Genomic DNA, 17,943 nt, shown 5'->3' with positions numbered 1-17,943 from the left:
CAAGGCATTTTTTTGTTTGGTGAAAAATCTGGTGTAACGGAGTGTGCGTTGCTATGGAAGAGACGAAGAGAGGGAAGCAGCAGGGAGGGGGCGCAGACATCGCGATCATCGGGATGGCCTGCCGTTTTCCTGATGCCGATGATTATAACCAGTTCTGGGCCAATCTCGTGGGCGAACTCAACTCGGTTCGGGAGATCGCACCAGACCACTGGGATATCGAACAGTACTATTCCCCCGACATCAACGAGCCCAACAAAAGCCAGAGCAAATGGTGCGGGCAGCTGAGTGGGTTTGACCGGTTTGACAACTTTTTCTTCAATATATCTCCGCGTGAAGCGATGACGATGGACCCACAGCAGCGCCTTCTCTTAGAAGAAACCTATCATTGTGTCGAGGATTCAGGAGTCCCCATCGCGGCTCTGCGGGAAAAGGTCACCTCGGTGCATGTCGGCGTGTCGTCCAACGACTATGGCCAGACTGCCTATTCATCCTGTGTGAAAACGGATAGCTACACCAACCACGGCAACTATATGAGTGTCAATGCAAACCGGCTTTCTTTTTTCCTCGGACTGTCGGGCAACAGTGTGGTACTCGATGCCGCCTGTGCTTCCTCGCTGGTCGCCCTGCATGATGCCAAGGAGGAGCTGGTGACAGGGAAAAGTGACTATGCCATCGCGGCAGCGGTCAACCTGTGCATTCATCCGGGCCGCTATATCTCCTATTCCAAAGCACGGATGCTCAGCCCCGACGGTCAATGCAAGACCTTTGACAAAGACGCCAATGGCTTCGTACCGGGCGAAGGGGTGGGCGTGCTGCTGCTCCAGCGCTTAGATGAAGCAATCGAGCAAGGCAACCATATCTACGGCGTGATCAAAGGCTCGTCGATCAATCACTGCGGCAAAACCCAGTCGATCTCAGCCCCACAGGTGGAAGCCCAACGCGACATGATCCTCGCGGCGTATCAGGATGCAGGCATCACGCCAGATACGGTTAGCTACATCGAAGCACACGGGACAGGCACCTCGCTTGGCGACCCGATTGAGATCGAGGCTCTGACACGAGCCTTCCGCGCATATACGGATGCGACAGGCTATTGCCGGATCGGTTCGGTCAAGACCAACATCGGCCATCTCGAAGCGGCAGCAGGGATCGCGGGCGTATTCAAGGTGCTCTTGATGATGAAGCACAGCCAAATCCCGGCCAGCCTCAATATGAAGACGATCAACCCGATCATCGATTTTGACTCATCCCCGTTCCTGGTGCCAACTGAATTGACCGAGTGGAGCAGCCCGGCAGAAGACGTCCCGCTGCGCGCTGGTGTGACCTCGCTCAGTTTTGCCGGGGTCAACTCGCATGTGCTGATCGAGGAGTATGCAGGAGGGCAACAGAGTGGAGAGGACGCTGGCAACAGCAGAATCCCGACCCTCATGCTCGGTGGAAAAGCAGTTGGAGTCAGTGGCAACGAGGGGGATGCAGACGCTGTAGCGGGCTACCCGTTCGTCCTCTCTGCCAAAACCAATTCAGATCTAGAGAAGCTGGTTGGCGAGTGGAACGCCTTCGTGGATGGGCAGAGCTTTGCGCAAGGCTCGCTGCGTGATCTGACACTTACGATGATGACAGGACGAGAGCAGTTCCCGCGACGGATCGGGAAGCTGGTGCGTGATAAGGATGAGTTGAAAGCATTTGTACGGGCTTCCAGCGCAATCGCCTCTGTCACCGCCGCGAAAAAAGGCGAGCAGACCCGCGTCCTGCACACAGGCGAGCTTTCTTTGGACAACCTCCAACAGGCAGAAGCGGCTCTGACCGACAACGAAGCCTTCAACCGTCATGTGGAACAGATTCTCGCAATCTTATCGCAGGTAGAGGACAAATCGGCACTCGCCAAAGGCTTCAAGCGCAAAAGCTGGGCCAAGCAAAACCGCTCGCTCTATTCTTTTATCATCCAATACGCAGCGGTAGAGACTCTGACCGAGCTTGGCTTCGCTCCACAGATCGTCACAGGCAGCGGGGCAAGCGGCACATGGGCCAGCCTCGTAGTAAGCGGGATGATCCAGCTCGAAGATGCGCTCGCGGTACTCGGCGGCAAAAAAACGGTGGACGAGCTTGCTTACCGCCGTCCGCAGCTACCTTACTACAATCCGCTTGACGGTCAGACGATCCAGCCATTCCGTTTTACCGCAGAATATGTACGTGATCTGACCGACGGCTTGGCTGCTTCGGCGGCAGATGCTATGGCCCCGATGGTCGAAAAGGCTGCGCTACTCCTGACCAGCCAATTCAGCTTCAAAAAATATATGGAAGAGTGGGATAACGCGCTTCGTCAGGTCAGTACTATTCGGATTCTTGAGACAATTGAAGCGGCTGAGAAGGCTGAGAAGGCTGAGAAGTTGGATGTGAGCGGCAAAAGTGGTTCGGTCCGTGAAAATCTGCTGCTCATGCTCGTGATCACCAGTGCCCTGCGCCGACTGAACCGCAAATGGGATCTCACCGAGCGTAAAACCGTAGCCGACCCACGCTTCTACGAGATGGTTGACCTGATCGAAGACGATGTGCTGACCAAGCAGGCCCTGATCCAACTCCTGACCACCGAAGATCCCGATCCAGCCCAGATTGCCAACGGATTGAACGGTCGTCAAAGCAAAATGGCGGTGGAGAAGGAATACGCCTTTTTGCACAAATACAATCAGGAGTTGGTAGAGATTGCCAATCCCAGCCAATGGGTGGAGCAGCTGCTGGGGCAGGAAGGCAAGGAATTGGCAGGGGAGAATCTGCTGACCGTATACGTGGGGCGTGCAGGCAGTGTGGGTAGAACCAGTAATGATAGTGATGTACACCTGACAGGCTCCACCGCCGACCCGAACAAGGTCATGTTCCACTTGACAGCAGACAGCGCCTACCCGTTCCGCCAAGCTCTGCTGGATCTCTGGCTCTGCGGTGTGCAGCTGAATTGGGGGACGCTGTTCCCGGATGGTTCGTTCCAAAAAGTCGCGTTGCCCGTCTATGCATTCAACTCTCATCCGTATCGGTTGAAGCCAGAGCTTGCGCCAGTGTCGCCAGTGGGCGCAACAGCTGCCTCAGTATCTACTGGATCACTTTCTGCAACAAGTGCCGGATCACATAATGCGTCATCTGCCACAACAACGAGCCTACCACATGTTGCACCACCTATTTCATCAACGGTTGTATCCGTCTCACCAGTCATACCGTCTCATACGACCGATGTTTACCTCAAAAAAACCTGGATCATCTCAACCGAACAAGGCAACGGGCAACCAACTTTGAACCAACAGCCAGCACTTCATGGACACATCATCCTGCTGGTCAACGACGAGACCGCGTTCGCCGCGGATCAGCTTTTCAAGCCGTATGCCGCACAGACACCGATGATCATCATCCACGACTCTGCTGGGTACGCGAAGCTGTCTGATACCGCATACCGCTTCGACTTTTCCCGGCCGGAGCAGGGTCAGCAGGCAGCGCGTGAGATCCAAGCGGGTGGAGCGGTGATCCGAGCCGTAATTGACTTATCTGATATTCATTCCCAGACGGCAGAGCGGATCGACATCCGTTATGGCCGACTGGCACTCTATCAAGACCTGATCAAAAACAACCGGATTCGCGGTTTCCATATCCTGCACCTCACCAAAGGCTTGCAGACGTTCCGCACTGATGCACCTACCCTGGCCGGGGCCGACCTCGCGCCGCTGGTCAGACTGTTCGGCGCCGAGTACCGCAAGCTGCAATCCAGAACCATTGACATTGATTTTGACCTGCAAAAAGAAACCTTCGCTCAACTGGAAACGATTCTCCTGCAAGAGCTTACGCAAAACAGCCCGCATGCGGAGGTAATCTACCGCGGCGGGGAGCGTTGGGTTCCACAGATGAGTGCTGTGAAGATGGAGGAGGCGGCAGAAGCTGGATTACAGGTGTCTCCGTCCCTGTCCACCCAGCAACTTTTCACCGACCTGGAAAAAACCGTAGTCATCACAGGCGGTACACGCGGTCTGGGTGCAGAACTAGCCAAGCACCTACAGTCAAAAGGCATCCGAAAATTAGCCTTGATGGGCGTCCAGCCAATCCCACCACGTCAGGAGTGGGAGGCAAGACTCCGCGACAGCGCTACAGATGCAGGTACCCTCGGACGGATTGGGCTCATTCAAGAGCTCGAAGCCAAGGGAGCGCGGGTCGAGTACCATACAGGCTCGCTCACGGATCAACAGGCACTGACCGCATTCATCGGCCATGTCCGTGATACGCTCGGGCCGATTGGGGGAGTTGTGCACTGCGCTGGCTTACATGTTAATAACAATCCTTCTTTTGTCAATAAAGCAGCGGCAGACATGCAGCGCACCTTCGAACCGAAGACCATCGGCTTACAGGTCTTGCATGAAGTGTTTGCCCAAGATGACCTGGACTTTTTCGTGCTGTACTCCTCTGTCTCAGCGGCGATCCCAGAATTGGGAGCAGGAGTCAGCGATTATGGTGCGGCGAATGCGTGCCTTGATTATTTTGCCGCTTATCACAACGCACAGGGACGCACCTGCTACCGTACGATTCAATGGCCGGGCTGGACGGGCGTCGGGATGAAATGGGAGTTGACCGACACCTATCTGCAGCTTGGACTCACCCCGCATACGCGTGATCAGGGGATGAGGATGTTTGACAGGGTGATGGGTCTGAGTGGGCACACGACGATTCTGCCCGTGATGGCGGATGTGGCGAAGCTTGATCCTGCGACGATTCTGCATGTGGGACAAGAGGCGGCGGCAAAAGGAAGCGGGAACGCGGAGCAGAGTGGGAATGTGAAGCAAAGTGGGATGCAAGCCGCTTCTGCTTGGATTGCCTCTGGTGACAGCTCAGCCATTTCGATTGCTTCCACACCAGCACCGATTTCATCAACGGCAGAAGAGACGCACGACTACGTATTGTCTGGGTTGACCGGAATTTTTGCCCAGGAATTAAGCATCCCAGCTGATCAGATCAGTGCGGAGGAGCCTTTTGCCGATCTGGGTGTCGATTCGATCATGCTGGCTGAGCTGGTCAAGCGCATCGAGGATTGGTCGGGACAGACGATCGACCCGACGTTGTTATTGGAGTATCCGAGCATCGAGAAGCTGACTGGTTATCTGGTGGAGAATCAACTGGTCAAAGCACCAGTAAAAGAATCGGTTAAAGCGCCACAAGTACATTTGGCGGCGGTTTCGGAAGTGGAATTGAAAGCGGCTGTGGTAGTCAATACAGCCATTCTCATCCAGTCCAAGCTTCAGGAGCTTTTCTCCGCAGAACTCAGCATCCCAGCCGATCAGATCAGCGTTGACGAGCCTTTTGCCGATCTGGGTGTCGATTCGATCATGCTGGCTGAGCTGGTGAAGCGCATCGAGGATTGGTCGGGACAGACGATCGACCCGACGCTGTTACTTGAGTATCCGAGCATCGAGCGGCTGGCGGCTCATCTCGACGAGCATGTGTTGGTTGGAAATCATGTGGTGTCTAGGCTGATTGCGCCAGATGATTTGCCGCCGCAGCATGTGGGCAGCACGGGAACCCCAGACGACTTGCCGCCGCAGCATGTGAGCAACACGGGAACCCCAGACGACTTGCGGCCACAGCATGTCAGTCCATCCATCACACATACACCGACGCCCCACCCCGATTCATCTAAAATAGCCGTCATCGGCCTCGCCTGCCACTTCCCAGGCGCTCCTGACAAAGACGCCTACTGGCACAACCTTTCAACTGGAGTGAACAGTATCGGTGAAGTGCCATCCTTACGCTGGGACATCGACAAGCTCTACTCGCCTACCTATGAAAAAGGCAAGAGCATCAGCAAGTGGGGCGGCTTTATCGACGGCATCGAATATTTTGACCCGAAATTTTTCAGTCTCAAAGAAGAAGACGCACCCAACATCGACCCGCTGATCCGCCAGTTCCTCGAGGTCAGCATCGAGAGCATGCATGATGCGGGATACGGCAAAAAAGACCTGTGGAACAAGCGTGTCGGGGTGTTCGTCGGCTCCCGTGTCGCCAACTTTGCTCCCCGGATTGAGGACTACACCAAAAACAGCATCATCGGCATCGGACAGAACTTCATCGCCGCGCATCTGTCGCATCTTTACAATTTTAAAGGGCCGAACATGGTGATCGACACGGCTTGCTCCTCGTCGCTCGTGGCTCTGCATCAGGCTTGCCAAAGCATCGTCTCCGGAGAGTCCGAGATGGCGCTTGCGGGCGGCGTCGATATCCTGCTCGATGAGATGCTCTACCTCATTCTCTCGGAAGGCAAAGCGCTGTCCCCGGACGGCAAGTGCCACACCTTCGATGAAAAAGCGAACGGATTCGTACCAGGCGAGGGCGCAGGGGCTGTCCTGCTCAAGCCGCTCGACAAAGCGATGGCAGACGGTGACCGCATCTACGCGGTGATCGAAGCGTCCGCGATCAACAACGACGGCCACACGATGGGCATCACCACACCGAATCCAGATATGCAGGTAGACGTCATCGAGACTGCACTGCGTCAAGGCAAGATTGACCCAAGCACGATCAGCTACATCGAAACACACGGAACGGGTACGATGATCGGCGACCCGATCGAGCTGAAAGCTCTGACCAAGGTATTCCGCGAGTCCACCGACGAACGCCAATTCTGCGGAGTCGGCAGCAGCAAAACCAACATCGGCCACCTGCTCAGCGCAGCGGGTATCGCCAGCTTCATTAAGGTCTGCTTGTCGCTTCACCACAAGCAACTGCCGCCGACGCTCAACTGTGAGAAGCCGAATCCGCGCTTTGAGTTTGGCAGCTCGCCATTTTACCCCAACACCAGCCTGCAAGACTGGATACCACGCCAAGGCGTGCGCCGCGCGGGGATCAGCTCGTTTGGCTTTGGCGGCACGAATGCACACATGATCGTAAGCGACGCTCCAGACGCGCTGGCTCTATACCAGCCGAAGCGCGAGGCACTGCCCCCGGTAGAGTACAACCGCAAGCGTTATTGGATCGACGCCAAGCCTGCCCAAGCGTCCATCGCAGACGGAGATGAGGACGAGATCATCGCTTCTCTGTTGACACTTACCAAAATCTATTAAATCCACAATGTCGGGTGAGGGATCCCATGAGTTCAAATCAAGAGTTTACCTTCTCGGTCATCATGCATAACCACGACTATATCGTCAGAGACCATCGCGTACACAAGGTTCGGATTATGCCCGGCGTCACTTTTTTGGACATGGTCTACAAAGCGCTCAAAGCAGAAGGCTACGACCTCGCCTCGGTGGAGCTGCGCAATCTTCTGTTCAAGGAACCGATCGCTACAACCGAACAGTTTGACAAACAGATCGAAATCTCGCTGCGCAAGGGGCCCAACGGTTCGGGCCTTTTGACCGCCCGCAGCATCAAGGTAAAAGGCAGCCACATCATCAATCCAGAGTGGGTGGAGAACTTCCAGTGCGAGGTTCACACCGGTCTTGCGCCAAAAGTACAGACGCTCGACATCGACCACTTCAAGCGCGCCGCCACCGAGACCTTTGACATGGATGAGGCGTACAAATACGCCCGCAAGATCGATATCGACCACTATGAGTTCATGAAGCCCAACGGCACGATCTACCGTGGCCGCGACTTTTTGCTGGCGGAGCAGACCCTCAGCAAGCTGGCACAAAAATATCTCAAGCACGCCGAACTGCACCCGGCCTACCTCGATTCGTCCACCTGTGTGCCATTCCTGTCCCAATTCGAGCACAGCATTGCAGGGATTGACGAGCCGACACCATTCATCCCGATGCACATCCGCAGCTTCCGGGCAAGCGGTCGTCTCGGCGAAAAGGTGTATGTCTACATCCGTCAGCATGAGGATCGTACGTCGTCTGAGGATATCAAGAGTGAGTATATCCAGATTTACAGCGAAAAAGGGGAGCTGTTGGTTGATTTTGACAAGCTCTCTTACAAGCGCGTGCGGACGAAGGGGCTGATGAAGAATCTGGAGCGGGTGGAGAATCTGAGTCAGATCAAGGCACAGGAAGCGGCGGGGATGGCAGATCAATCCATGTCTGTGCAAGGAACGAAAGCGGTGGAGCGTCCGGTCAGTGAGATCACTGCAACGGGCAACCAACCGCACCGTTCTGAAAAGGCAGCTTCGGCTAGTCATCCACAAGGATCAGGAGCGCCAACTCCGTCAAACCCACCGCAGGCATTCACTCTCAGTGAAGCCGACCTGCGTCAGTTCATCGAAAACGACCTTCGCCAGATGATCGGCGAGACGATTGACGTTCCAGCCGATCAGGTGGATGTGGAAGCAGGCTATTATGATCAGGGGCTGGAATCCGGCAACCTGCTGACACTCGTGCAAAATCTGGAGAGCAAGCTGAACATACAGCTATATCCGACTCTTTTGTTCGAATACACGAACATTCGCGAACTGACAGGCCATCTCGCGGAGACATACGGAGACAAATATCAGGTGCTGGCAGGCGGCGTTGGGGCAGTGGGGAGCTACCAAGCAGGCTCGGGTGCCCATGCTGAGTCTAGTTCTACTAGCCTTCAAGGACACTCCGATTTCCATGCAGACAAAAGCGCCAATACTTACAGCAATGTCGATGCAAGCCAACAACCTACTGCCAATAGCAATACCCAAGCAATCGCAAGCCAGCCAACCACCCTACGCAAGGTGAAAAAAGCGACTACCACCCAAACCCCACTTTTCAAAACGGTGAAAAAAGCATCTGGCCAAACCTCAGCCACCCCGCAAAGTGCATTCAACCAAGCGGATCTGTTGGCGTTCATCCAAGCAGACCTGTGCCAGATGATCGGCGAAGCGACTCAGATCTCAGCTGAACAGGTGGATATCGAAGCAGGCTACTACGACCAGGGGCTGGAGTCTGGCAACCTGCTGATGCTTGTACAGAATCTGGAGAACAAATTGGGCATCCAGCTCTATCCGACGCTGCTGTTCGAATATACCAACGTCCGTGAGCTGGCTGGTCATCTGGCTGAGCAGTACGGCGACAATTATTTGAGTCTTCTGGATGCCACTCCACAGGTGGCTGCTGCTGTTGATTCGAACGATGACACGGCATTGATGTATTTCAGCCAGAGATGGGAAGCAGCAGAGATCGGGGAGGATATCGCGGCAAGCCAGATTGCTTCTGGCACAGCCAAGCACATTCTCGTATTTGATGAGAACAGCCAGCTGACCACCGCTATCCGCGAACAGCTCAACGGGCGCGGGGCAACTGTTTCTAGTGACACCAAAGCCCAAGTCATCCTCGTCACACCGGGGGAGAGCTACACAGCAGATAACGGCGACAACGCCCAAAGCCACGGCACCCATACCTATCAGATCAATCCAACCGATGCGGCGCACTACCGCCAACTTTTGACCGACTTACAGGCGAAGGGGACGATCCCGCACCGCATCATCCACAACTGGTCGCACTCAGCCTTGACCGCCGATGGCCAAGCCCTGCAAGCCCAGCTGGAACGCGGCATCTACTCCGTCTTCCACCTGAGCCAGACCCTGCTTGCGAACAAGCCCAAAGAAGCCGCTCAACTGCTCTACCTCATCACCCATGGCACAGAAATCCAGCCACAGTACCGTGCAGTGAGCGGTTTTGCCAAGTCGCTTGCATTCGAAAATCCGAAATTCTTCTATAAAACCGTGGAGCTCGAACTGCAAGCCATCAGCCAATCTCCAGAGTGGGCGGCTCAGATTCTGCTGCAAGAGTTTATTCAAGGTGAACACACCAGCGACTCATCCAAAAACACAGAAATCCGCTATGAAGCTGGCAAGCGTTACCACAAAACGATTCACCCCGTCGATATGGAAACCGTCGCGTCAAGCAGAGGTGCAGAAACCCAAGCCTCAGCGGGCCAACCAGCAACAAGCCAATCCATAGCGCAAGCATCACAACTACTGCAAGCACCACAAGCACTGCCGATCACAACCAACGGCGTCTACCTCATCACAGGCGGACTCGGCGGACTCGGACTGATTTTTGCCAAGCATCTCGCACAGCAAGCCAATGCCAAGCTGGTGCTCACAGGACGATCGGAACTGCGTGCAGAGACCTCGGAGCAGATCAAAGCCATCGAAGCGCTCGGTGCTGAAGTGCTTTATATCCCGGCAGACGTGACAAAGCGCGACGAAGTAGCCCGTGTGTTCGATCAGGCTAAACAACGCTTTGGCTCCATCCATGGCATCATCCACAGCGCAGGCGTTATCCGAGACGCATTTGTCTTCAAGAAGACGACAGAGGAGATGCAAGCCGTTTTCGCGCCAAAAGTCTTCGGGACACTCTACCTCGACGAGCTGAGTGCAGGCGAGCCGCTCGACTTCTTCGTCACCTTCTCTTCAAGCACAGCGGTGATCGGCAATGTCGGGCAGTCGGATTACGCATTCGCCAACCGTTTTATGGATCAGTTCGCCGAATGGCGCGAAGCGAAGCGTCTTCAAGGCACACGTCAGGGACGCAGTGTCTCGGTCAACTGGCCGCTCTGGAAAAATGGCGGGATGCAGGTGGACCAAGCAAGCGAAGCCTTCCTCAAGGCGAAGATGGGCATGGTACCGCTGGCGACGGAAAACGGCATCCAAGCTTTCCAAGACGCGCTGACACTCCAAGACCCGCACCTGCTCGTGATCGAAGGCGAACCAGCTACTGTCTATCAGGTGCTCGGGATCGAGCCGGAAGTGGTGTGGACGGAAGAGTGGGAAGAGGTGGTGGAAGAGACTGTCAGTTACGGTGACGGTCTTGACAGCAACGAGTCAACCGCAACGGTAACGTACGGACGCTCAAGTGTTGTCGACCATGCCCGTCCTGACACAACCGCTGCCAATTACCCAACCTACCCAGCCCACACCGCCTACTCCGGCGACATCGCCATCATCGGCCTCTCCGGACGCTACCCACAGGCCCGTGATCTGGACGAGTTTTGGCAGAATCTGCGGTCAGGCAAGGACTCCGTCACCGAAATCCCGCGCGACCGCTGGGATTATGAGGAGACCTTCCACCCGGACAAAGCCCACGAAGGAACCTCCTACAGCAAGTGGGGCGGCTTCATCGACGACGTGGACAAGTTCGACCCGCTGTTCTTCAATATTTCTCCGCGCGAAGCCGAGTTCATGGATCCACAGGAGCGGCTGTTCCTCGAGACCGCTTACCAGGCATTCGAAGACGCAGGCTACACCAAATCCAGCGTCGAGAAAAGACGCATCGGCGTGTTCGTCGGCGTCATGTGGGGGCAATACCAGCTGCTCGAAACCGAAATCAACGGCAAAATTGTCGCGCCAAGCTCCATCTACTCAGCGGTCGCCAACCGCGTCTCTTACTTTTTCAATCTGCACGGCCCGAGTCTGGCGCTCGATACGATGTGTTCTTCATCCATCACAGCGATCCATCTGGCCTGTGAAAGCATCCGTCGCGGCGAAAGCGAGATGGCCATCGCAGGCGGTGTCAACATCGCACTGCACCCGAAAAAATACCAGTTCCTCGCCTCTCTTCGATTCCCATCCAGTGACGGACGCTGCCGTAGCTTCGGTGAAGGCGGAGACGGCTACGTACCGGGCGAAGGGGTCGGGGCCATCCTGCTCAAGCCGTTGCACAAAGCGATCGCAGACGGCGACCAGATCTACGCCGTTGTCAAAGGAAGCTCGCTCAACCACGGCGGCAAAAGCAGCGGCTTTTACGTCCCAAGCCCTACCTCCCAAGGCGATGTGATCGGCGAAACCATCCGTCAGGCAGGCATCGACCCGCGCACGATCAGCTATCTTGAAGCACACGGCACAGGCACTTCGCTCGGTGACCCGATTGAGATATCCGGTCTGTCCCGCGCGTTTGGCCCATACACCCGTGACAAGCAGTACTGCTCCATCGGTTCGGTCAAGTCCAACATCGGCCATCTGGAGTCAGCAGCAGGGATCGCCCAGCTGACCAAAGTCCTGCTCCAGCTCAAGCACAAGCAGCTCGTCCCATCACTCCATTCTGACGAGCTGAACGTCAATATTAATTTTGCAGATACACCGTTTTATGTGCAGCACCAGCTGACCGAGTGGAAACAACCTGTCATCATCGAAAACGGCATCGAACGCCGTTACCCGCGCCGCGCAGGCATCAGTTCTTTTGGTGCAGGAGGTTCCAATGCACATATCATCATCGAAGAGTACGAAGCACAGGCCGGATCGGCTGACACCGTACGCCAGGCAGGGTCACAGCCGAAGGTACCGCAGCTCATCGTCCTCTCCGCGAAGAACGAAGACCGTCTCAAAGCATACGCCGAACGGCTAATCCGCTATCTCGACAGCCAAAAAGCAACGCCAGCGGCAACGGTCACGGGAAATATCGATACCACCATCAGCGAAAAAGTCCGCCACGACCTGCTCCAGCACGTATCGGAGATCCTGCTCATCCATACCGCCGATATCGATCCAAACGAAGAGTTTGAGAACTACGGACTCGAGCCAGTGGGCTTTGCGAAGCTTGTGAACCTGCTGAATGAAAAATGGGGACTCGGACTGCAACCAAGCTTCGTGCTTGAAGCAGGTTCGATCAAGGCGCTAGAACAGCAGCTGCTGAAAAACTACCGCACTGAGCTGGAGCAACATGTCCATGTATCAGACATCGGAACCGAGTCAGGTACCCAGCTTCAGTCAGATTCCCAAGCGAAGAGCCAGCAAAAAACGGAGCCTGCCACAAACGCCGACAGCATCGCCCTCAACCTCGCCGACATCGCCTACACCCTGCAGACAGGCCGCGATGCCATGGAGGAGCGACTCGCCATCATCGCTACGACCACCGAGGAGCTACACGAGCGTCTGCAACAGTTCATCCAAGGTAAACACAATACATCTGGACTCTACCGAGGCAATACCAAGACGCAAAAAGACAAAATCGACCGCATCCTGCGCGGACGGGCGGGTGAAGAGTTCCTGCAGACGATCCTGCGCAACCGTGAGCTGAACCAGCTGGCAGAGCTGTGGGTCTCCGGTGCACAGATCAACTGGCACAGCCTGAACGGGCATCCGGCACCAGCCCGCATCACGCTTCCGACCTATCCGTTCGAGCGTGAGCGCTACTGGATTAACGAAATCAAACGAGGCAGCACCGTTCACACATCAGCACCGAGCGCCAAGCTGCACGCGCTGATCGATACCAATGCCTCCACGCTAGACGAGCAATGCTTCACCAAACGCTTGAACCGCGAAGACTTCTACCTGCGCGACCATGTAATCGGCGGACAGGTGATCCTGCCGGGTGTCGTCTACATCGAGATGGCCCGTGCCGCGTATAAGCTTGCGACCCGCTCCACCGAAGCCAAACAGCTGACACAGATCAACTGGCTGCGTCCGGTGAGGGTCGGGGAGAACGAAGCAGGCAAAGACGTCCTGATCAGCCTGTATCCAGAAGGGGAGCAAGTCGAGTTCGAGATCACCACAGAAGGTACGGATAACCGCCGCATTTTACATGCAACAGGTCTGATCCGTGCAACGAGCAAAGCAAGAGCTGACATGAACATGAGTGAATCTGCCAGCTCTGCGACTCTTCCGGCCAAGCTCAATCTCGACGCGATCCTGTCACGCTGTCCGGCGCATCTGACCAAGGAAGCCTTTTACAAGTCCCTGCTACAATCAGGCTTCGCCTATGGCTCCACCTTCCAGCCAGTCACCGTGCTGCACAGAGGTCAGTCCGAGGCGATTGCACTCTTGGAGCTTCCGGCACAGGTGGCAGACAGCTTCCGTGAGTTCGTCCTGCATCCAACCTTGATGGACGGTGCCCTACAGACCGTCGCGGGACTGCTCGGTACGGAGCTTGCTGATGGGCAAGGCTTCTACTTGCCATTTGGCATCGGGCAGGTGGAGATTCTCGACACACTCACCAGCCAATGCTACGCCCATGTCATCGAAGCAACAGGCACAGCCCAGACAACGGGCAATAAAACGTACAACGTCACGATCACCGACCTTGAAGGCAACGTGCTCATCCGACTCCAAGGTCTCGTGCTTCGCGCCTCGTACCAAGCGCAAGCTTCTGGCACCGCACGTACTGGGCACGCAGTGGAGACGCTTTATTTCCAACAGGAATGGGTGAAGCGCGATACTCCGATTTTCCACCCGGTTGATCATACTCTGGGACGCGTCCTCCTTCTCAGCCAAACCTCCGAACTGACGCAGGCCATCCAAGCCCATCTGGCAAAAGGAACAGTGATTCTTGTTCAGCCGGGGGCAGGCTATGAAGCGATCAGCGATGCACAATATACGATCAATCCGAGTGAACCAGCCGAATACCAGCGTCTGCTCGAAGCACTCAAACAGCAAGGCAAGCTCCCGACTCACATCCTGCACGTGTGGTCCAAAGACCGCTTCACCGCGACGGAAGAGGGGCTACAAGCACAGCTTACCCACGGTCTTTTCTCCGTGTTCCACCTGACCCGCGCGATCATGGAGCAGCGTCCGAAGCATCCGATTCATCTGGTCTATGCCTACAAGGAAAAAGGAACAACCCAGCCGCTGTATGCCGCCGTCCATGGGTTTGCCAAGACGGTCCAACAGGAGAATCCAGAGTTCTGCTACAAGACTCTCGGCCTGCCAAGCATCAGCGACCCGACCCTGCTGGAGAACGTGCTGGCTGAGCTGGCTGGATGGAGCGCGGACGAGACGGCTGTCCGATACGACAGCGCCCATCGCTATGTAAGAATCACGGCAGAGATCGGCGGGGCTGGCACTTCGGCACTCCAACCGCTCCCGGTCAAAGAAAACGGCGTCTACCTCATCACAGGTGGCTCGACTGGCCTCGGCATTCTTTTTGCCGAATATCTCAGCAGTCAGACCAAGGTCAACCTGATCCTGACCGGGCGCTCCCGACTCAGTCCGGACAAAGAAGCCAAGCTCGCCCAGCTACGTGCCCGTGGAAGCTTCGTCCAATACATCCGCTCCGATGTCTCCAAGCGCGAGGACGTGGAGCAGCTGATGGCCCAGATCAAGAGCAGTCATCAGACACTCCACGGCATTATCCACAGCGCAGGAGTGATCCGCGACAACTTTATCATCAAGAAGACAAAAGAAGAGATGGAGGCCGTGCTCGCGCCTAAGGTGCTGGGAACGATCTGGCTGGATGAAGCGACACAGGAGATGCCGCTCGACTTTTTCGTCATGTTCTCCTCACTTGCAGGCGTAATCGGTAATGTCGGTCAATGCGACTACGCAAGCGGCAACAGCTTCATGGATCATTACGCCGCACTCCGCACCAGCCTGGGCCGCCCTGGACGTACATTAGCGCTCAACTGGCCGCTGTGGAAGGACGGCGGGATGCAGATCGATGCCGAGTCGCAAAAGCAGCTTCAAGACGCATGGGGTCTCGTACCGCTCAGCGCAGAGATGGGCTTGGCCGCATTTGAACATGGATTACGCTCCTCTGTCAGCCAGCTGATGGTACTCACAGGGGAGGCACATAAACTGCGTAAGGTCTTGCATGTGGCGGGAGCTGAGGAGGCGGTCGGGGAACAAGCTGATTCAGTTACAGCGTCTGCGAACCCAACCCATGCACAAGCCGCGTCCACAGCTGGTACGACATCTGCTGGCATCGCATCCACCAACGGATCAGCCGACAGCAACGAACTTGCCGAACAAGACCTAGCGACTGTCACCAGCCATACCGTCCATTTCCTCAAAGAAACACTGTCCAAAATCCTCCGCATCCCAGTCGCCCGCATCGACGCCGACGAAGCATTGGAATCGTACGGCATCGACTCCGTGATGATCATCGGGCTGACCCGTGAGCTGGAGAATCATTTTGGAGAATTGCCGAAGACGCTGTTCTTCGAATACCGCAGTCTAAGCGAGCTGACCGAGTATTTTACCGAAAAGCACGGGGAGAAGCTGGCAGAGATGTTCGGTGTGAAAAAGGCGGGAGCAACAGCAGATTCATCCAACACGCGTAACGCTCAGCCAACCGTGAACGTCCAGCCTGCGTCAGAACCTAACCGGACAGACCGAATCGGGGAACCTGTTCACCGCGAAGAAGAGACTCTCGCAACCGAACCATTCTCAACCCGTCCGAGACGCAGCCGTTTTGCCCATCATACAGAACCGATGACCGCATCGGCCGACCAAGTGGCAGCTACTGCCCAAGGAACAACATACAGTGGGCCAACCCAAGCAGCCTCCAAGCTCGAAGACATCGCTATCATCGGCATCAGCGGACGCTACCCGATGGCATCCAACCTCGACGAGTTCTGGAACAATCTTCGAACAGGGCGTGACTGCATTACCGAAATCCCGTCAGACCGTTGGGATTACCGCCAATTTTTCAATCCAGATAAAAATGCGAGCGGCTCAGCCTACTCCAAATGGGGCGGCTTTATCGACGATGTGGACAAGTTCGACCCGCTGTTTTTTAATATTTCGCCAAAAGAAGCAGCTTGGATCGACCCGCAGGAGCGTCTTTTCCTGCAGACGGCATGGCAGGCAATCGAAGATGCGGGCTATACCAAAAACCGCCTGAATCAGAAGGAAGTCGGTGTGTTCGTCGGGGTCATGTACGGTCATTACCAGCTGTTCGGCGCAGAGGAATCGCTTAGGGGCAATGTGACCGCGCTCAGCTCCTCTTTTGCATCTGTCGCCAACCGTGTCTCCTACTATCTCGACCTGCACGGCCCAAGCATCGCGGTGGATACGATGTGCTCGTCCGCTTTTACCGCGATCCATCTCGCTTGCCAAAGCCTGCGGACAGGGGAGAGCGACATCGCGGTTGCGGGAGGGGTCAACCTGTCGATTCATCCGAACAAATACATCCTGCTGTCCCAAGGCAAATTCGTCTCCACGGACGGACGCTGCCGCAGCTTCGGCGAAGGTGGAGACGGCTATGTACCGGGTGAAGGTGTGGGGGCTGTCCTGCTCAAGCCGCTGTCCAAAGCGATTGCAGACGGCGACCGTATCCACGGCGTGATCAAAGGATCGGCCATGACCCACGGCGGCAAAACCAACGGCTACACCGTACCGGACCCGACCCAGCAAGGCAGGTCGATCTCCAAAGCGCTCAAGCAGGCAGGCGTCGACCCGCGCACGATCAGCTATATCGAGGCACATGGCACGGGCACCTCGCTCGGCGACCCGATTGAGATTGCCGGATTGAACAAAGCCTTCGGGGAGACCACCAGCGACAAGTCATTCTGCTCGATCGGCTCGGTCAAATCCAACATCGGTCACCTCGAATCAGCGGCGGGAATTGCGGCCTTGACCAAGGTGCTGCTTCAGATGAAGCACCGTCAAATCGCACCGTCTCTGCACTCGGCGACACTCAACCCGAACATCAAGTTCGAGGATTCTCCGTTCTATGTACAGCAACAGCTGACCGAGTGGCAACAGCCGGTTGTTTACGTAGATGGCGTGCAGACACAAGTACCGCGCCGCGCAGGAATCAGCTCGTTTGGTGCAGGTGGGGTGAACGTGCATCTGGTGGTGGAGGAATATCAGCAGCCTGTCGCAACCACTGTTTTTGCATCTGGTTCTGGTGCACAGACCGTACAGGAACAGCGCGGTCCATGGGTATTCACACTCTCTGCACGTAATGAAGAGCGGTTAAAAGAATACGCGTTTGACTTCATCCAATACCTCAACCAAGCAACACAAAACCCAGCGTCAGCACCTCGTCTCGCCGATCTCGCTTACACGCTCCATACTGGCCGTGAAGCGATGGAGGAGCGAGTGGCGTTCGTTTTCGCTGACGCCGACCAGCTGAAAGAACAACTGACCCGCTACCTCACCGACGATCTAGGCACGATGACGGCGGGAGGAACAGGCATCTATACAGGCAACACCCGCGTCCGTCGGGAAGGCGGTATCGATCTTGATAGCTTTGATCCAGCAACGGTTCAACAACTGCTGCCTGCCAAACAGCTTACCAAGCTTGCTGAGCTGTGGGCTGCAGGTCTCACCATCGACTGGAAGCCGCTTTTTGCAGG

At 55.9% G+C, this 17,943-nt stretch carries 1 protein-coding gene and 2 pseudogenes; all 3 read left to right on the top strand.

Going from position 1 to position 17,943, the window contains the following annotated elements:
• The first annotated feature begins 53 nt into the window (after nt 1-53).
• Nucleotides 54-7,082, top strand: coding sequence for a beta-ketoacyl synthase N-terminal-like domain-containing protein (locus FGI41_RS01950; protein ID WP_139488197.1), 7,029 nt, complete (start codon nt 54-56; stop codon nt 7,080-7,082).
• Between the two features lie 26 nt (nt 7,083-7,108).
• Nucleotides 7,109-10,480: pseudogene (locus FGI41_RS25760) on the top strand (SDR family NAD(P)-dependent oxidoreductase); the annotation flags it as partial.
• Nucleotides 10,481-10,861: 381 nt separating this feature from the next.
• Nucleotides 10,862-17,806 (top strand): annotated as a pseudogene (locus tag FGI41_RS25755) (SDR family NAD(P)-dependent oxidoreductase); the annotation flags it as partial.
• Nucleotides 17,807-17,943: the final 137 nt, after the last annotated feature.

The sequence above is a fragment of the Brevibacillus dissolubilis genome, assembly GCF_006170445.1.
Lineage (GTDB): Bacteria > Bacillota > Bacilli > Brevibacillales > Brevibacillaceae > Brevibacillus_B > Brevibacillus_B dissolubilis.
The sequence above is the reverse complement of the archived record's forward strand: the minus strand, read 5'-3'. Positions and strand labels throughout refer to the sequence as shown.